The 15,999-nt window shown below is 73.8% G+C and carries 16 protein-coding genes; 13 read left to right on the plus strand and 3 right to left on the minus strand.

Translation table 11 applies throughout. The annotated features are described in order from the left end of the window. Positions 1 to 30 precede the first annotated feature (30 nt). The 8 genes from rimO (at position 31) to ACZ7MF_RS29570 (ending at position 5,200) form a co-directional block, all read left to right on the plus strand. Positions 31 to 1,512 (plus strand): 30S ribosomal protein S12 methylthiotransferase RimO, encoded by a 1,482-nt coding sequence (gene rimO, locus ACZ7MF_RS29535; RefSeq protein ID WP_471481249.1) that lies wholly within the window; start codon positions 31 to 33, stop codon positions 1,510 to 1,512. After that, complete coding sequence (gene pgsA, locus ACZ7MF_RS29540; protein WP_471481251.1) at positions 1,509 to 2,300, plus strand: CDP-diacylglycerol--glycerol-3-phosphate 3-phosphatidyltransferase; 792 nt, start codon at positions 1,509 to 1,511, stop codon at positions 2,298 to 2,300. The genes rimO and pgsA overlap by 4 nt, the downstream gene beginning before the upstream one ends. Next, positions 2,297 to 2,842, plus strand: a complete 546-nt coding sequence (locus ACZ7MF_RS29545; RefSeq protein ID WP_471481254.1) for a CinA family protein — start codon at positions 2,297 to 2,299, stop codon at positions 2,840 to 2,842. The genes pgsA and ACZ7MF_RS29545 overlap by 4 nt, the downstream gene beginning before the upstream one ends. A gap of 109 nt (positions 2,843 to 2,951) precedes the next feature. Continuing rightward, positions 2,952 to 3,332 carry a helix-turn-helix domain-containing protein gene (locus tag ACZ7MF_RS29550; protein WP_003973269.1) on the plus strand — a complete coding sequence of 127 codons (381 nt, stop codon included), beginning with the start codon at positions 2,952 to 2,954 and terminating at the stop codon, positions 3,330 to 3,332. A 204-nt stretch (positions 3,333 to 3,536) separates the two neighbouring features. Then, positions 3,537 to 4,007, plus strand: coding sequence for a Dps family protein (locus ACZ7MF_RS29555; protein WP_003973268.1), 471 nt, complete (start codon positions 3,537 to 3,539; stop codon positions 4,005 to 4,007). 6 nt (positions 4,008 to 4,013) lie between these two features. Next, complete coding sequence (locus tag ACZ7MF_RS29560; RefSeq protein WP_471481256.1) at positions 4,014 to 4,280, plus strand: hypothetical protein; 267 nt, start codon at positions 4,014 to 4,016, stop codon at positions 4,278 to 4,280. Between the two features lie 39 nt (positions 4,281 to 4,319). Continuing rightward, on the plus strand, positions 4,320 to 4,718 hold the full coding sequence (locus tag ACZ7MF_RS29565; RefSeq protein WP_471481258.1) for an ArsR/SmtB family transcription factor: 399 nt from the start codon (positions 4,320 to 4,322) through the stop codon (positions 4,716 to 4,718). Then, positions 4,715 to 5,200: an SRPBCC family protein gene (locus tag ACZ7MF_RS29570; RefSeq protein ID WP_471481261.1), complete on the plus strand. Its 486-nt coding sequence runs from the start codon at positions 4,715 to 4,717 to the stop codon at positions 5,198 to 5,200. The genes ACZ7MF_RS29565 and ACZ7MF_RS29570 overlap by 4 nt, the downstream gene beginning before the upstream one ends. Positions 5,201 to 5,247: 47 nt before the next feature. On the opposite strand, the gene ACZ7MF_RS29575 is transcribed toward ACZ7MF_RS29570, so the two are convergent. Together ACZ7MF_RS29575 and ACZ7MF_RS29580 are read right to left on the minus strand one after the other, a co-directional pair. Then, a complete protein-coding gene (locus ACZ7MF_RS29575; protein WP_471481263.1) occupies positions 5,248 to 6,078 on the minus strand; it encodes an Fpg/Nei family DNA glycosylase in 831 nt (276 codons plus the stop codon). An 18-nt stretch (positions 6,079 to 6,096) separates the two neighbouring features. Further along, positions 6,097 to 11,151: an ATP-dependent helicase gene (locus ACZ7MF_RS29580; protein WP_471481265.1), complete on the minus strand. Its 5,055-nt coding sequence runs from the start codon at positions 11,149 to 11,151 to the stop codon at positions 6,097 to 6,099. Between the two features lie 317 nt (positions 11,152 to 11,468). On the opposite strand from ACZ7MF_RS29580, the gene ACZ7MF_RS29585 reads away from it, so the two are divergent. The 3 genes from ACZ7MF_RS29585 to ACZ7MF_RS29595 are packed head-to-tail and all read left to right on the plus strand — an operon-like array spanning position 11,469 to position 13,407. Then, positions 11,469 to 12,335: an AraC family transcriptional regulator gene (locus ACZ7MF_RS29585; protein WP_471481267.1), complete on the plus strand. Its 867-nt coding sequence runs from the start codon at positions 11,469 to 11,471 to the stop codon at positions 12,333 to 12,335. Further along, positions 12,332 to 13,102, plus strand: a complete 771-nt coding sequence (locus tag ACZ7MF_RS29590) for an AzlC family ABC transporter permease (RefSeq protein WP_471481269.1) — start codon at positions 12,332 to 12,334, stop codon at positions 13,100 to 13,102. The genes ACZ7MF_RS29585 and ACZ7MF_RS29590 overlap by 4 nt, the downstream gene beginning before the upstream one ends. Beyond that, entirely contained in the window at positions 13,099 to 13,407 is a 309-nt protein-coding gene (locus ACZ7MF_RS29595) for an AzlD domain-containing protein (RefSeq protein WP_356862288.1), read from the plus strand. Before ACZ7MF_RS29590 ends, ACZ7MF_RS29595 begins: the two co-directional genes overlap by 4 nt. 9 nt (positions 13,408 to 13,416) lie before the next feature. Here ACZ7MF_RS29595 and ACZ7MF_RS29600 read toward each other — a convergent pair whose 3' ends face one another. Then, on the minus strand, positions 13,417 to 14,385 hold the full coding sequence (locus ACZ7MF_RS29600) for a hypothetical protein (protein ID WP_471481272.1): 969 nt from the start codon (positions 14,383 to 14,385) through the stop codon (positions 13,417 to 13,419). Between the two features lie 81 nt (positions 14,386 to 14,466). On the opposite strand from ACZ7MF_RS29600, the gene ACZ7MF_RS29605 reads away from it, so the two are divergent. Together ACZ7MF_RS29605 and ACZ7MF_RS29610 are read left to right on the plus strand one after the other, a co-directional pair. Then, on the plus strand, positions 14,467 to 14,661 hold the full coding sequence (locus tag ACZ7MF_RS29605) for a DUF3046 domain-containing protein (protein WP_356862292.1): 195 nt from the start codon (positions 14,467 to 14,469) through the stop codon (positions 14,659 to 14,661). 171 nt (positions 14,662 to 14,832) lie between these two features. Beyond that, a complete protein-coding gene (locus ACZ7MF_RS29610) occupies positions 14,833 to 15,999 on the plus strand; it encodes an AI-2E family transporter (protein ID WP_471481849.1) in 1,167 nt (388 codons plus the stop codon).

Below are 15,999 nucleotides of genomic sequence, written 5' to 3' on the forward strand. Positions count from 1 at the left end.
CTGTCGGCGGGACGAAGTAGTCTTGAGCCCATGCCTGAAAGCCGTACCGTCGCACTCGTCACCCTTGGCTGCGCCCGTAACGAGGTGGACTCGGAGGAGCTCGCAGGCCGTCTGGAGGCGGACGGCTGGAAGCTCGTCGACGACGCCGAGGAAGCGGACGTCGCCGTCGTGAACACGTGCGGCTTCGTCGAGGCCGCCAAGAAGGACTCCGTGGACGCCCTCCTGGAGGCCAACGACCTCAAGGGCCACGGAAGAACGCAGGCCGTCGTCGCGGTGGGCTGCATGGCCGAGCGGTACGGCAAGGAGCTGGCCGACGCCCTCCCGGAGGCCGACGGCGTCCTCGGCTTCGACGACTACGCCGACATCTCCGACCGCCTGCAGACCATCCTGAACGGCGGCATCCACGCCGCCCACACCCCGCGAGACCGGCGCAAGCTCCTGCCGATCAGCCCCGCCGAGCGCCAGGAGGCCGGAGCCGCGGTCGCCCTGCCGGGACACGGCCCGACCGACCTCCCCGAGGGTGTCGCCCCCGCCTCGGGGCCGCGCGCGCCGCTGCGCCGCCGACTGGACGGTTCCCCGGTCGCCTCGGTGAAGCTGGCCTCGGGCTGCGACCGGCGCTGCTCGTTCTGCGCCATCCCGTCCTTCCGCGGTTCCTTCATCTCGCGCCGCCCCAGCGACGTGCTGAACGAGACACGGTGGCTGGCCGAGCAGGGCGTCAAGGAGATCATGCTGGTCTCCGAGAACAACACCTCCTACGGCAAGGACCTCGGCGACATCCGCCTCCTCGAGTCCCTGCTGCCGGACCTGGCCGAGGTCGAGGGCATCGAGCGGGTGCGGGTCAGCTACCTCCAGCCGGCCGAGATGCGCCCCGGCCTGATCGACGTGCTGACCTCCACCGAGAAGGTCGTGCCCTACTTCGACCTCTCCTTCCAGCACTCCGCGCCGAACGTGCTGCGCGCGATGCGCCGCTTCGGCGACACCGACCGCTTCCTGGAGCTCCTCGACACCATCCGGAGCAAGGCGCCCGAGGCCGGTGTGCGTTCCAACTTCATCGTCGGCTTCCCCGGCGAGTCCGAGGCGGACCTCGCCGAGCTGGAGCGGTTCCTCAACCACGCCCGGCTGGACGCCATCGGCGTCTTCGGATACTCCGACGAGGAGGGCACCGAGGCGGCGACCTACGGCGACAAGCTGGACGAGGACGTCGTCGCCGAGCGGTTGGCACGTGTCTCCCGCCTGGCCGAGGAACTGGTCTCGCAGCGGGCCGACGAGCGCGTCGGCGCGACCGTGCGGGTACTCGTCGAGTCCGTGGACCCGGCCGACGAGGGGGACGGCGTCCGCGGCCGCGCGGAGCACCAGGCGCCGGAGACGGACGGCCAGGTGCTGCTCACGAGCGGCGCGGGCCTGAGCGTCGGTCGTATGGTCGACGCGAAGGTGGTCGGTACGGAGGGTGTCGACCTGGTGGCCGAACCGCTGCCGGGCGCGCCCGAGTGGAGTGAGGAGGCCGGCAGATGACCGGAGTCCCGGCGTCCGCGGCGGGCGGCTCCTCCGGTGCGCGCCGGACCGGCCCGCGCGGCGCCACGGGCGCGGCACAGCAACCGGCCGGGCGCACGACTTCGGGGGGCGCCGTGGAACGGGATGCGGGAGAGCGACGGGGGGCCACCGAGGGCGGCGCCGGCGCGCGCGGTGGCAAGATCGCGGCGGCCGCCGTCAACCAGGCGAGTGTCTGGAACGTCGCCAATCTGCTGACCATGCTCCGGCTGTTCCTGGTGCCGGCCTTCGTCGCGCTCATGCTCGGCAACGGCGGGTACGACCCGGCCTGGCGCTCCTTCGCCTGGGCCGCTTTCGCCATCGCCATGATCACCGACCTCTTCGACGGTCATCTGGCGCGCACCTACAATCTCGTCACCGACTTCGGGAAGATCGCCGACCCCATCGCCGACAAGGCGATCATGGGCGCGGCGCTCATCTGCCTCTCCGCGCTCGGCGACCTGCCGTGGTGGGTGACGGCCGTCATCCTCGGCCGGGAACTCGGGATCACCGTCCTGCGTTTCGTTGTCATCCGGTACGGCGTCATCCCCGCGAGCCGGGGCGGCAAGCTCAAGACGCTCACCCAGGGCATCGCCGTCGGCATGTACGTCCTGGCGCTGACGGGGCCCCTGGCCACCCTGAGGTTCTGGGTGATGGCGGCGGCGGTCGTCCTGACCGTCGCGACCGGCCTGGACTATGTGAAGCAGGCCATTGTGCTGCGCCGCCGGGGAATCGCCGAACGCACAGCGGCGTTGAAGGAGTCGGAAGTTTGAGTTCCACGGCCGCCGACGTGGTGCGACTACTCACGGTCAGGGGCGAGACCCTCGCGGTCGCCGAGTCACTGACGGGTGGAATGGTCGCCGCCGCGCTCACGGCGGTCCCCGGAGCGTCCAAGGCCTTCCGGGGCTCCGTCACCGCGTACGCGACGGAGCTGAAGCGGGAGGTGCCCGGCGTCGACGGCGAGCTGCTCGCGGCGCGCGGAGCGGTGGACCCGCAGGTCGCCGCCCAGATGGCGGCAGGCGTACGCACGGCGCTGGGCGCCGACTGGGGCATCGCGACGACGGGCGTCGCCGGTCCGGACCCGCAGGACGGGCAGCCCGTGGGGACGGTTTTCGTCGCCGTGGACGGGCCCTTCGGGGCCGAGCGGGGTTGCGCCGATGGCGGAAAAGTGGAGGCGCTGCGGTTGAACGGCGACCGCGCGGAAATTCGTATGGAGAGTGTACGGAGCGTACTCGCACTTCTTTTGAGGGAGCTTGCGAGCGAACAGACCGGGAATGAGCGGGCACAGGATACGGAACGGAACGGGGGGTTTTGATGTTTGCAGCCCTGAGTGAACACGACATCGCTCCCCGCACGGCCGCGGCGCGAGGCGGTACGGTGGGGCGTGAAGGATGCGGTTACACGGTCCGAGGAGGGAGCCACCGATGATTCTGCTCCGTCGCCTGCTGGGTGACGTGCTGCGTCGGCAGCGCCAGCGCCAGGGCCGTACTCTGCGCGAAGTCTCCTCGTCCGCCCGAGTCTCACTCGGCTATCTCTCCGAGGTGGAGCGGGGGCAGAAGGAGGCTTCTTCCGAGCTGCTCTCCGCCATCTGCGACGCGCTGGACGTACGGATGTCCGAGCTCATGCGTGAAGTGAGCGACGAACTCGCCCTTGCCGAGCTGGCCCGGTCCGCCGCGGCGACGCCCAGCGAGACCGTACCGGCACCGGTGCGCCCGATGCTGGGTTCCGTCTCGGTGACCGGTGTGCCACCGGAACGGGTCACCATCAAGGCGCCCGCCGAGGCAGTGGACGTCGTCGCCGCCTGAGCGCCCGAGAACGTGTGCGTGTGAGGCCCCGGCCAGGGGTCGCTCCGGAGACCCGGAGTGGCGAGGTCGGGGTTTTCGCATGCCCGGGGGCGTCCGGTGTGCGGGCGTGAGGGCCCTCGGCGGTGCCGCCGCCGGTTTGCCGGTCCGTGTGGGGGCGGTCATCGTGGAGGGAGATGGCTGGGGGGCGAACCGACGGAGGCGTGGATGTACGTCGTGAAGAGCCCGTTGTCCGACGCGGACCTGAAGACCGTCTCCGAGGCGCTGCAGGGCGCCCTCGTCGACCTGGTCGACCTGGCCCTGGTGGCGAAGCAGATCCACTGGAACGTGGTCGGCCCGCGCTTCCGCTCCGTCCACCTCCAGCTGGACGAACTCGTCGGCACCGCCCGCACGCACTCGGACACCGTGGCGGAACGTGCCTCGGCGCTCGGCGTCTCCCCGGACGGGCGGGCCGCGACGGTCGCCGTCGGCAGCGGCATCGACGTGACCCCCGAGGGCTGGGTCGACGACACCACCGCCGTGCAGACCGTCGTGGACGCGCTGGGCGCGGTGATCGGGCGGATGCGCGAGCGGATCGCGGCGAGTGGTGAGCCCGATCCCGTGAGCCAGGACATCTTCATCCAGATCACGGCCGATCTCGAGAAGCAGCACTGGATGTTCCAGGCCGAAAACGGATGACGCGGGATGGTCGCGGCGCGGACGGCTCGCCGGGCGGCCGCGCTGGGTTTCGGCGTGCTGTGGTGGTGGGCCGTGCTGCGCCTGGCGCTGGAGCCCGGCGCCGGGGTGCTCGAAGGGGCGGTCGCGGTCGGCGGCTGGGGGCTGAGCGTGCTGCCGGTGCACTGTGTGCCACGGCGCCGGGCCGCGGGGGCGCTGGGAGCCGGACGGTGGCGCCGGGCCCTGCGCGGGACGCGGACGCGGGGAGCGGCCACGACCCACCCGGACGGGCTCTGACCTTTACGACGGGCGCCCGGGGGAGTAACGTACAACCAAATGGTTGTAGATGGTGAGCTCGAAGACGTCGAAGAGGCGGAAGCGGGCACGGACCGCCTGTTCCAGGCCCTGGCCGACCTGACCCGCCGCGACATCCTGCGCCGCTGTGTGCGGGCCGACCTGTCGGTGTCACGGCTGGCCGAGGCCTATCCGATGAGCTTCGCCGCGGTGCAGAAGCACGTCGCGGTACTGGAGCGGGCCGGCCTGGTGGTCAAGGAGCGCCGCGGACGGGAGCAGCTCGTGCGGACCGATCCCGACGCCCTGGGCCGGGCCCGCCGTGCCCTGGACGAACTGGAGGCCGCCTGGCGCGGACGGGTGGACCGGATGTCCGGCCTGCTCGCCGAGGTGCCGGAGGCCGGATCCGAAGCGCAGCAACCGACGGAAGGACAGAGCCGATGAGTGTCACCAGCCTGGACAAGGATCTCGACAACCTGACCCTCACCCTGGTCGCCGACTTCGCCGCTCCGGTGGAACGGGTGTGGCAGCTGTGGTCCGATCCCCGGCAGCTGGAGCGCTGGTGGGGACCGCCGACCTACCCGGCGACCGTGGAGGAGCACGACCTGACCCCGGGCGGGGACGTCACGTACTTCATGACCGGCCCGAAAGGCGAGAAGTTCCGCGGCTGGTGGCGGGTGGCCACGGTCGACGCCCCCAGGTCGCTGGAGTTCACCGACGGATTCGCCGACGAGGACGGGGTGCCGAACGCCGCGATGCCGACGACCGCGAACCGGGTGACGCTCACCGAGCGCGACGGCGGCACCCGCATGGAGATGCGGGCGGTCTTCGACACCCGGGAGCAGATGGAGCAGCTCATGACGATGGGCATGGCGGAGGGCCTGCGCGAGGCGGCCGGCCAGATGGACGCTCTGCTCGCTGCCTAGAGGCGTCCGTCCCGCGGCTTCCCCGGCCACACCGGCCGCTCGCTCGCTCAGCGTCGTGTCCGGGCTACCGTGCGGCCGCCCGGACGCGGCGCGGGCCCGGCCTGGCAGGTCGGGCACCAGTACGTGGGGCGCTCACGGGAGCCGTCGCCCTGGTCGGCCACCCGGACCGACGTGCCGCAGCGCAGGCAGGGGCGGGGCGCCCGGCCGTACACGAACAGGTCCTGGCCGCGCAGGCCCGTCGTGCGGCGGACCGGGCGGTCGCGGTTGGCCTCCAGGAGCTTCTTCGCGAGCGTGGGCAGCAGCGCGGCCCGGTCGGCGGGCAGCTCGCCGACCGGCAGCCAGGGGGTGACGCCGAGCAGGAAGCACAGCTCGCTCTTGTAGACGTTGCCGATGCCGCCGAGATTGCGCTGGTCGAGCAGGGCCTCGCCGAGCGCGCGGGGCGGGTCCGCGCGCAGGTTGTCCAGGGCCCGCTCCGGGTCCCAGTCGGGGCCGAGCAGGTCGGGGCCGAGATGGCCGACGGCGCGCTGCTCGTCGGCGGTGCGCAGGATGTCGAGCACCGGGAGGCGGTAGCCGACGGCCGTGCGGTCGGCGGTGCCGAGGATCACCCTGATCTGGTGCGCCGGGCCGCCGCTCCAGCGCTGACCGGGCGCGAACACCTTCCAGGAGCCGTCCATCCGCAGGTGCGAGTGGACCGTCAGACCGCCCTCGACACGGGCCAGCAGATGCTTGCCGCGCGGGGTGACGTCCAGGACGGCGCGGCCGGTGAGGTCGACCGTGGCGTACCGGGGGACGCGGAAGTCGCTGCGGGTCAGCACCTGGCCCGCGAGGGCGTCGTGCAGCCGTCGCGCCGCCTGCCAGACCGTGTCTCCTTCGGGCATGGCTCAAGGGTGACAGGGTCACGCCCTGATGCGCAGACCGCGCGGGGTGGCGATGAACCCCGCTCCCTCCAGGAGGGGTCCGAACGGGGACGTCAGGGCCGCCGTGCCGTTGACCCGCTCCACCGTGACCGTGCCGAGGGAACCGGCGCGGGCGGCCTCCGCGAGCGCCTCGGCGGCGGCTCGCAGCGGTGGGTCCTCGGTGGGCAGCCGGCCGGGGTCGGAGGGCCACAGCAGCAGGGTCTTGCCGCCGCGCTCCATGTAGAGCGCCGGTTCGCCCTCGACGAGCACCACCAGGGAGCCCGCCTTGCGACCGGGCTTGTGCGTGGCACCGGCCGGCGGCTCGGGCCAGCCGAGGGCCGCACCGTACGCGTTCGCCGGGTCGGCGGCGGCCAGCACGACGGCCCGCGGACCGACGGAGGTGCGGTCGCGACGGCCGGGGAAACCGGTGTCGTACGCGCCGCGCGGACCCTCGGAGCGGCCGTGCGTGCCGCCCCCGCGCGGACCGCCGGCGCCCGCCTCGGCGTAGTCGCGAGGTGAGATGTAGTCGCCCCGGGAGGGTGAACGGCCGAGCCGGTCGGGGTCGGCGAAGACGTCGTCGAAGGGGCGGCCGGGGCCGATGTCGCCGAAGGCGTCCTGGGGATCGAAGGGGGCGAAGGGGTCGAGGGAGGAGTCGTCGGCGGGGCCGGGGGAGTCGTGAGGTCCGGCGGGGCCGTCGGTCCCGGGCGGGGGCGCGGAGCCGTCGGGCCCCGACCGGTTCGCGGAGCCAACGGTCCCGGACCGGTTCACGGAGCCGTCGCGTGGGAAGTCCTCCGGCCCGGCCGGGCCGTCACCGCGCTCGCGTGCGTTCGCCACCGCGCGCAACCGGTCCACGGCACCCTCCATGGCGAACTGTGCCGCCCCGAGCCCTTCCACCACGTAACCGCGCCGGGCCTGGCCGCTGTCCTCGAACGCGGCCAGGATCCGGTACACCGCGGAGAAGCCGCCCTCGACGCCCTCGGCGGCGACGGCGCCGCGGGTCACCACGCCGTGCCGGTCGAGAAGCGTGCGGGCCAGGGCATGGGCCCGCACGGTGCCGTCGGCCTCGCGGTCGGGCAGCAGCGACCAGCGGCCCGCGACCGTCGGCGGGCCGGTGCGGGACGCCGGACGGGCGGCGGCCGTCAACGAGCCGTACCGGCCGCGGGGCACCGCGCGCTTGGCACGGTGCGCCGTGGAACCCGCGGTACGGCCGGAGCCCAGCAGGGAGCGCAGGGGCGCCAGCGTGTCGTTGGTCAGCCGTCCGGACCAGGCCAGGTCCCACAGGGCGTCGGCCAACTGTGGATCGGTGGCCTCCGGGTGGGTGGTGGCGCGGACCTGGTCGGCGATCTGGCGGAAGAACAAGCCGTACCCGCCCGCGAGCACGCTCAGGACGGACTCGTGCAGGGCGGTCGTCTCCAGGGGGTGCGGGGGCGGCAGGAGCAGCGGGGCCGCGTCCGCGAGGTAGAGGGAGACCCAGCCGTCCTTGCCGGGCAGCGACCCCGCCCCGGCCCACACCACCTCACCGGCGGCCGTCAGCTCGTCCAGCATCGCGGGGTTGTAGTGCGCCACGCGGGAGGGCAGGACCAGCTTCTCCAGGGCGGAGGCGGGCACGGAGGCGCCCTGCAACTGCTCGACGGCGCGGACCAGCCCGTCGATGCCGCGCAGCGTGTGCCCCTTGCCGATGTGCTGCCACTGGGGGAGGAACTGGCCGAGCGCGGCCGGTGCCACCGGCTCCAGCTCGTGCCGGAGCGCGGCCAGGGACCGGCGGCGCAGCCTGCGCAGGACGGTCGCGTCGCACCACTCCTGGCCGATACCGGCCGGATGGAACTCGCCCTGCACGACCCGCCCCGTGCCCGCGAGCCGCTGGAGGGCGCCCTCGGTGACCGCGACGCCCAGACCGAAGCGGGCCGCCGCGGTGACCGACGTGAAGGGGCCGTGGGTGCGGGCATGGCGGGCCAGGAGGTCGCCGAGCGGGTCCTTGACCGGCTCGGTGAAGGCCTCCGGCACACCGACGGGCAGCGCCGTGCCCAGCGCGTCGCGCAGGCGGCCCGCGTCCTCGATCGCCGCCCAGTGGTCGGCGCCGGCGATCCGCACCCTGATCGCGCGGCGGGCCGCGGCCAGCTCGGGCGCCCACTGCGGCTCGGCGCCCCGCTCGGCCAGCTCCGCGTCCGTCAGCGGGCCGAGAACCCGCAGCAGGTCGGCGACGCCCTCGGGATCCTTGATGCGGCGGTCCTCGGTGAGCCACTGCAGCTCGCGCTCCAGCTCGGTGAGCACCTCCGCGTCGAGCAGCTCGCGCAGCTCCGCCTGGCCGAGCAGCTCGGCCAGCAGCCGCGAGTCCAGGGACAGCGCGGCGGCCCGGCGCTCGGCGAGCGGCGAGTCGCCCTCGTACAGGAACTGGGCCACGTAGCCGAAGAGCAGGGAGCGGGCGAACGGGGACGGCTCCGGGGTGGTGACCTCGACCAGGCGGACCTTGCGGGCCTCCACGTCGCCCATCAGCTCGACCAGGCCGGGGACGTCGAAGACGTCCTGGAGGCACTCGCGGACCGCCTCCAGGACGATCGGGAACGAGCCGTACTCGCTCGCCACCTCCAGCAGCTGCGCGGCGCGCTGGCGCTGCTGCCACAGCGGGGTGCGCCTGCCGGGGCTGCGGCGCGGCAGCAGCAGCGCACGGGCCGCGCACTCGCGGAAGCGGGACGCGAACAGGGCCGAGCCGCCCACCTGGTCGGTGACGACCCGGTCGACCTCGCCCTTGTCGAAGACGACGTCGGCGGCGCCGACGGGCGCTTTCTCCGCGTCGTACTCGAGGCCCGGCTTCGCGGGGTCCTGGTCCAGGAAGTCCAGGCCCATCAGGTCGGCGTCCGGCAGGCGCAGCACGATGCCGTCGTCGGCGTGCATGACCTGGGCGTCCATGCCGTAGCGCTCGGACAGGCGGGCGCCCAGGGCGAGGGCCCAGGGGGCGTGGACCTGGGCGCCGAAGGGGGAGTGGACCACGACCCGCCAGTCGCCCAGCTCGTCGCGGAAGCGCTCGACGACGATGGTGCGGTCGTCGGGGACGTGGCCGCAGGCCTCGCGCTGCTCGTCGAGGTACGACAGCACGTTGTCCGCGGCCCACGCGTCCAGACCCGCGGTCACCAGGCGCAGCCGGGCGTCCTCCTTGGACAGGGAGCCGACCTCGCGCAGGAACGCGCCCAGCGCGCGGCCCAGCTCCAGGGGGCGGCCCAGCTGGTCGCCCTTCCAGAACGGCAGCCTGCCCGGCACCCCCGGCGCCGGGGAGACCAGGACCCGGTCGCGGGTGATGTCCTCGATCCGCCAGGAACTGGTGCCGAGCGTGAAGACGTCCCCCACGCGGGACTCGTACACCATCTCCTCGTCCAGCTCGCCGACCCGGCCCCCGCCCTTCTTCGGGTCGGCCCCGGCCAGGAACACCCCGAAGAGCCCGCGGTCGGGAATCGTGCCCCCGGAGGTCACGGCGAGCCGCTGGGCCCCCGGGCGGCCGGTGACCGTGCCGGCGATCCGGTCCCACACCACGCGCGGGCGCAGCTCGGCGAAGGCGTCGGAGGGATAGCGGCCGGCGAGCATGTCGAGGACGGCGGTGAAGGCCGACTCCGGCAGCGAGGCGAAGGGCGCGGCGCGGCGGACGGTGGCGAGGAGGTCGTCGACCTGCCAGGTGTCCAGCGAGGTCATCGCCACCAGCTGCTGGGCCAGCACGTCCAACGGGTTGGCGGGGACCCGCAGGGCCTCGATGGCGCCGCTGCGCATCCGCTCGGTGACCACGGCCGACTGCACCAGGTCGCCGCGGTACTTCGGAAAGACCACACCCGTGGAGACCGCGCCGACCTGGTGGCCCGCGCGGCCCACGCGCTGGAGGCCGGAGGCGACGGAGGGCGGCGATTCGACCTGGACCACCAGGTCGACGGCGCCCATGTCGATGCCCAGCTCCAGGCTGGAGGTCGCGACGACGGCGGGCAGCCGCCCCGCCTTCAGATCCTCCTCGACGAGGGCGCGCTGCTCCTTGGAGACCGAGCCGTGGTGGGCGCGGGCGATCACGGGCGGGGCGCCCTGGGCGGCGCCCGAGCCGCCCATCAGCTCGGCGGGGGAGTGGTGCTCGTCCAGGGGCTCGCCGGTCGCGCGCTCGTACGCGATCTCGTTGAGCCGGTTGCACAGGCGCTCGGCCAGCCGCCGGGAGTTGGCGAAGACGATCGTGGAGCGGTGCGACTGGACCAGGTCGGTGATCCGCTCCTCGACGTGCGGCCAGATCGACGGGCGCTCCGCTCCCTCGTTGCCGTCCGCGACCGGGGAGCCGCCCAGCTCGCCGAGATCCTCGACGGGGACGACGACGGACAGGTCGAACTCCTTGCCCGACTCCGGCTGGACGATCTCGACCCGGCCGCGCGGGGCGAGGAACCGCGCGACCTCGTCCACCGGGCGGACCGTCGCCGACAGGCCGATGCGGCGGGCCGGCTTCGGCAGCAGCTCGTCCAGCCGCTCCAGGGTGAGCGCGAGATGGGCGCCGCGCTTGGTGCCCGCGACCGCGTGCACCTCGTCCAGGATCACCGTCTCGATGCCGGTCAGCGCCTCGCGCGTGGCCGACGTCAGCATCAGGAAGAGGGACTCCGGGGTGGTGATCAGGATGTCCGGCGGCCGGGTGGACAGGGCGCGGCGCTCTGCGGCCGGGGTGTCGCCCGAGCGGATGCCGACCTTGACCTCGGGCTCGGGCAGGCCGAGGCGCACGGACTCCTGGCGGATGCCGGTCAGCGGGCTGCGGAGATTGCGCTCGACGTCGACGGCCAGAGCTTTGAGCGGGGAGACGTACAGGACGCGGCAGCGCTTCTTGGGGTCGGCGGGCGGGGGTGTCGAGGTCAGCTGGTCCAGCGCGGCGAGGAAGGCGGCCAGCGTCTTGCCGGAACCGGTCGGGGCGACGACCAGGACGTCCGAGCCCTGCGAGATGGCCTGCCACGCGCCCGCCTGCGCGGAGGTGGGCGCGGAGAAGGCCCCCGTGAACCAGCCGCGGGTCGCGGGCGAGAAGCCGTCGAGGGCTCGGTGTGCGGAGCTGACCATGGCTCCATCGTGCACCCGACCACTGACAATCGGCCCGGGCCGGGCACAGGGCCCGGCGCCGTCGCCACCGGGCATCCCCCGGTCGCCCGCCGAGACCGCTCGCCCGAGCCAGGGGGCTGAACCGCGGCCAGAACTGGGAGGGGCGGGCGTCCCAGCGGGGACCGGGAGCCGGGTGTCCGAGACGACGGTCGCGCCGGCGTCCGCGGCGTCGGTCGCGCCTGGCGTCCCAGGCGTCGGTCGTGTCCGTCGTGCGGGGCGGTGGGCGAGGGCGTCCGGGGGGTCTGCGGAGTTCGCTGCGGGTGACGGAGAATGGGGGCATGGCGGGATCGGGCGAGCGGGCGCGGCACTGGCGGTACGCGGAGCTGCCCGACGTCGACCTGCTCCGCGCCCAGTACATACGCAAGACCTTCGTGCGCCACACGCACGAGCACTTCGTCATCGCCGCCATCGCCGACGGTGTGGAGGTCTTCCACCACGGCGGGAGCGACCAGTACGCCGGGGCCGGTTCCCTCGCCCTGGTCAACCCGGACACCCCGCACACGGGGCGGGCCGGGGTGCCGGAGGGCTGGCGGTACGGGGCCGTCTACCCGGCGCCCGAGCTGGTGGCCGGGATCGCGGCGGAGACGACGACGCTGCGCGGGACGCCGGGGTTCGTCCGGCCGGTGCTCGACGACCCGTACACCGTCGAGCTGGTGCACCGCGTGCTGCGGGCCGCCGACGACGGGAACGCGCTCGCCGCCGACACCCTGCTGCGGGTGGCCGTCACCCGGCTGCTGCGGCTGAACGGCGGTCCGCTGCCCCGGCGCCGGGTGCGCACCGCCGGGGCCGGGACGGCGGCACGCGCGCGTGCCGTGCTGGAGGAGCGGATGGCCGACCCGCCGAGCCTGGAGCGGCTCGCCGGGGAGCTCGGGAGCAGCCCCTTCGCGCTGTTGCGCGCCTTCAGGGACGCCTATGGGATGCCGCCCCACACCTGGCTGACGGACGCCCGGGTGCGTCGGGCGCGGCGGCTGCTGGACAGCGGGACCTCCCCGGCCGAGGCCGCCGTCGCCGTGGGGTTCACCGACCAGCCGCACCTGAACCGGCACTTCGCGCGGATCGTCGGTGTGCCGCCCGGTTCCTACCAGCGCGAGCGCAAGAACGTACAAGACGCGCGGCAGAAGCTGCTCCTACCGTTCGAGGCGTGACAGAACAGACAGCCCTCCCCGGCGCCCCCGGCACGGAAGGCGCCGGTGCCAAGCCGGACGCCGCCGTCGTACGGGACGCCCTCGGGGTCGGAGTCGCCGTCGGACTGTCGGGGTTCGCCTTCGGGGTGACCTCGGCCGGCAGCGGACTCACCCTGGCCCAGACCTGCGCCCTCAGCCTCCTGGTGTTCACCGGGGCGTCCCAGTTCGCGCTCGTCGGCGCGCTCGCGGCCGGCGGCAACCCGCTCACCGCGGCGGCGGGGGCCTTCTTCCTGGGCGTCCGCAACGCCTTCTACGGGCTGCGCCTGTCGCAGTTGCTGGCCCTCCCGCGCGCGGTGCGGCCGTTCGCCGCGCAGTGGGTCATCGACGAGACGACGGCCGTGGCGCTCGCACAGCCCACGCGGCGCGGCGTCCGTATCGGCTTCACCGTCACCGGACTCACCCTGTACGTCCTGTGGAACCTCACCACCCTGCTCGGCGCGCTGGGTGCCGAGGCCATCGGGGACACCGACGCCTGGGGCCTCGACGCGGCCGGTCCGGCGGTCTTCCTCGCGCTGCTCGCGCCGATGCTGAAGAACAGCACGGAGCGCGCGGTCGCCGCCCTGGCCGTCCTGCTGGGGCTCGGTCTGCTGCCCGTGCTGCCCGCCGGGGTGCCCGTCCTGGTGGCCGCGCTCGCGGCGCCGCTCGTCCTGTGGGCGAGCGGACGCCGCGCGGGTGACGCCGAGGACGGCGCGGCCCGTGGGGCCGCCGAGGGGGAGGGCGAGCGATGAGCGTGTGGATCGCGATCGGCGTGACCGCGGTGGGCTGCTACGCGGTCAAGCTCCTCGGACTGCTGGTGCCCGCGGGCGCCCTGGAACGGCCCCTGGTCCGGCGGCTCGCCGCGCTGCTGCCCGTCGCCCTCCTCGCGGCGCTCACCGCCCAGCAGACCTTCGCCGACGGGCAGCAGCTCGTGCTGGACGCGCGGGCCGCCGGAGTCGCCGCGGCCGCCGTCGCGCTGCTGCTGCGCGCACCGTTCCTGCTCGTCGTCGCGGCGGCCGTCGTGGTCACCGCGGGCGTACGGGCCATGGGCGGCTGAGCCGGCGGATCAGCCCACGGGACGGCCGTACGCCCGGAGGGTGCGCAGGGCCTCCAGCGTCACCCGGCCGCGGGCCTCCAGCGCCGGGACCGGCGCCCACCGGCGTCGGCGCACCGGCCAGCCGCCGTCGTCCTCCTGCCCGGCCGCGAGGAAGTCGAGGGAACGGGCCATCTCGTCGTCCGTGAACCACGCGCGCGCGAGCGAACGCGGATCCCGCGCGTAGTCGTGCGGGAAGTGGTGCTCGCCCGGGGCGTGGCCGGGAGGGACCGGATACGCGTCGAGATCGTCCGGGTCCAGCACGGCGAGCCGCTGCTCGCGCACCAGGCGGCCCAGCCGGTCGGCCGCCGCCTGCGCGCGCGGACGGTCCGGAGCGGTGTCCAGGAAGGCCACGGCGGCTTCGACCTCGTACGGGTGCGAGGTGCCCAGCGACTCGGCCGCCTGCCAGCAGAAGTCCGTGGCCCGGAACAGCCAGGCGTGCCAGACCTCGTTGCGGTGCAGCAGGCCGACCACCGGCCCGGTGACGAGCAGCTCGCCGGGAGGGTCGGCCACGAACGGCAGGAAGGGCGCGGCCGGATACCCGTCCCGGCCCGCACGGGTCACCGGCAGGGCCCCGTCCGGGGTGGACACGGCGGTCAGATAGCGGCAGACCCGCTCGGCCCGCTGCCCGCCGCAGCGGCCGACGGCGTCCAGGACGCGCAGCGCGTGCGCCGTGTGCAGCGGCTGACTGACCGGGCCGCGCAGATCGGACTCCAGCGCGTGGCCGTAGCCGCCGTCCTCGTTGCGGTAGGCCTCCAGCGCGGTCTCCACCGGGCCGGGGTCCCCGCCGCGGAAGTGGTACGCGAACAGCCGCTGCTCCAGTACGCGCGCGGTGAGCCAGACGAAGTGCTCCGCGCGCGCGAGCGGTGAGCGCGGGCCCGGAGTGCGGGGGGACGCGGGCGGTGGGATTGCGGGGAGTGGGGACGCTCCGGTTTCGGCCATGGGACAGACCGTAGGCCGAAAGGCGGTTCCGGCAGGTGGTCCCGGCTCGGGGCCCACTCTCAGGGGCGGGATACTGGGGGCATGCGGTTGACGGTCTTCTGGGAGCGGATGACGGATCACTTCGGTCCGGGGTACGCCGACACCTTCGCGCGTGACCACGTGATGGCGGAGCTGGGCGGGCGTACGGTGCACGAGGCGCTGGACTCCGGCTGGGACGCGAAGGACGTGTGGCGGGTGGTGTGCACCGTCATGAACGTGCCGCGGGAACAGCGGTGACGGTGCACGAAGATCGCCGTACCGGGCTCCCCCGTCGGTGGCGTGGGCGAGACTTGCTCCGTGGCATCCACTGACGAGGCCGGGCAGGCCGCCCGGCACGCACCCCCGGAAGGCACCGTGCCGCCCGTCGGCCCCCCGGCCGACGGCTCCGTAGCGGGGCCGGGCGCCCGCATGCCGCGCTGGCTGCCGCGCGCCATGGTGCTGGCTCTCGCGCTCATCGCCGCCTTCCAGCTGGGCAGCTGGGCCTTCCACCAGCTCACCGGGCTGCTGATCAACGTCCTCATCGCGTTCTTCCTGGCCCTGGCCATCGAACCCGCGGTGAGCTGGATGGCCGGACGCGGCATGCGCCGGGGATTCGCCACCTTCCTCGTCTTCCTCGCCGTGCTGATCGCCGCCGCGGGGTTCGTCACCCTGCTCGGCTCCATGCTCGCGGGCCAGATCGTCAAGATGGTCGAGGAGTTCCCGGACTACCTCGACTCCGTCATCAACTGGGTCAACGGCCACTTCCACACCGAGCTGAGACGGGTCGACATCCAGGAGGGCCTGCTCCGCTCCGACTGGCTGCGCAACTACGTGCAGAACAGCGCGACGGGCGTCCTGGACGTGTCGGCGCAGGTCCTCGGCGGCCTCTTCCAGCTGCTGACGGTGCTGCTGTTCTCGTTCTACTTCGCTGCCGACGGTCCCCGGCTGCGGCGCGGGCTCTGCTCCGTCCTGCCGCCCGCCCGCCAGGCGGAGGTCCTGCGCGCGTGGGAGATCGCCGTGGACAAGACCGGCGGCTACCTGTACTCACGCGGGTTGATGGCGCTGATCTCCGGCGTCGCGCACTACATCCTCCTGGAGATCCTCGAGGTGCCCTACGCGCCGGCGCTCGCCGTGTGGGTCGGTCTGGTGTCGCAGTTCATCCCGACCATCGGCACCTATCTCGCGGGCGCCCTGCCCATGCTGATCGCGTTCACGGTCAACCCCTGGTACGCGCTGTGGGTGCTGATCTTCGTGGTGATCTACCAGCAGTTCGAGAACTACGTGCTGCAGCCCAAGCTGACGTCGAAGACCGTGGACATCCACCCCGCGGTCGCCTTCGGCTCCGTCATCGCGGGCACCGCCCTCCTCGGCGCCGTCGGCGCGCTGATCGCCATTCCGGCGGTCGCCACGCTGCAGGCGTTCCTCGGCGCGTACGTCAAGCGCTACGACGTCACGGACGATCCCCGCGTCCACGGGCGCCGGGACCGCCGGTCGGTGTCCGGGACGTCCACGCGTCTGCGCAAACTGTGGGCCCGGCGCCCGGGGCCGGAGGGAACGGAGCGCACGGAGGGCACCGGGGACGGTGGTTCCTCCTGA

It is taken from the genome of Streptomyces sp. NPDC111628, assembly GCF_055635195.1.

Excerpts from the sequence above, each read along its gene's own strand:
- ACZ7MF_RS29610 (WP_471481849.1), top strand. The coding sequence starts at position 14,833 with ATGCCGCGCTGGCTGCCGCGCGCCATGGTGCTGGCTCTCGCGCTCATC.
- ACZ7MF_RS29580 (WP_471481265.1), bottom strand. The coding sequence starts at position 11,151 with ATGGTCAGCTCCGCACACCGAGCCCTCGACGGCTTCTCGCCCGCGACC.
- ACZ7MF_RS29555 (WP_003973268.1), top strand. The coding sequence starts at position 3,537 with ATGTACGTCGTGAAGAGCCCGTTGTCCGACGCGGACCTGAAGACCGTC.
- pgsA (WP_471481251.1), top strand. The coding sequence starts at position 1,509 with ATGACCGGAGTCCCGGCGTCCGCGGCGGGCGGCTCCTCCGGTGCGCGC.
- ACZ7MF_RS29550 (WP_003973269.1), top strand. The coding sequence starts at position 2,952 with ATGATTCTGCTCCGTCGCCTGCTGGGTGACGTGCTGCGTCGGCAGCGC.
- ACZ7MF_RS29560 (WP_471481256.1), top strand. The coding sequence starts at position 4,014 with ATGGTCGCGGCGCGGACGGCTCGCCGGGCGGCCGCGCTGGGTTTCGGC.
- ACZ7MF_RS29570 (WP_471481261.1), top strand. The coding sequence starts at position 4,715 with ATGAGTGTCACCAGCCTGGACAAGGATCTCGACAACCTGACCCTCACC.
- ACZ7MF_RS29600 (WP_471481272.1), bottom strand. The coding sequence starts at position 14,385 with ATGGCCGAAACCGGAGCGTCCCCACTCCCCGCAATCCCACCGCCCGCG.
- ACZ7MF_RS29595 (WP_356862288.1), top strand. The coding sequence starts at position 13,099 with ATGAGCGTGTGGATCGCGATCGGCGTGACCGCGGTGGGCTGCTACGCG.
- ACZ7MF_RS29565 (WP_471481258.1), top strand. The coding sequence starts at position 4,320 with ATGGTTGTAGATGGTGAGCTCGAAGACGTCGAAGAGGCGGAAGCGGGC.
- ACZ7MF_RS29605 (WP_356862292.1), top strand. The coding sequence starts at position 14,467 with ATGCGGTTGACGGTCTTCTGGGAGCGGATGACGGATCACTTCGGTCCG.
- ACZ7MF_RS29575 (WP_471481263.1), bottom strand. The coding sequence starts at position 6,078 with ATGCCCGAAGGAGACACGGTCTGGCAGGCGGCGCGACGGCTGCACGAC.
- rimO (WP_471481249.1), top strand. The coding sequence starts at position 31 with ATGCCTGAAAGCCGTACCGTCGCACTCGTCACCCTTGGCTGCGCCCGT.
- ACZ7MF_RS29585 (WP_471481267.1), top strand. The coding sequence starts at position 11,469 with ATGGCGGGATCGGGCGAGCGGGCGCGGCACTGGCGGTACGCGGAGCTG.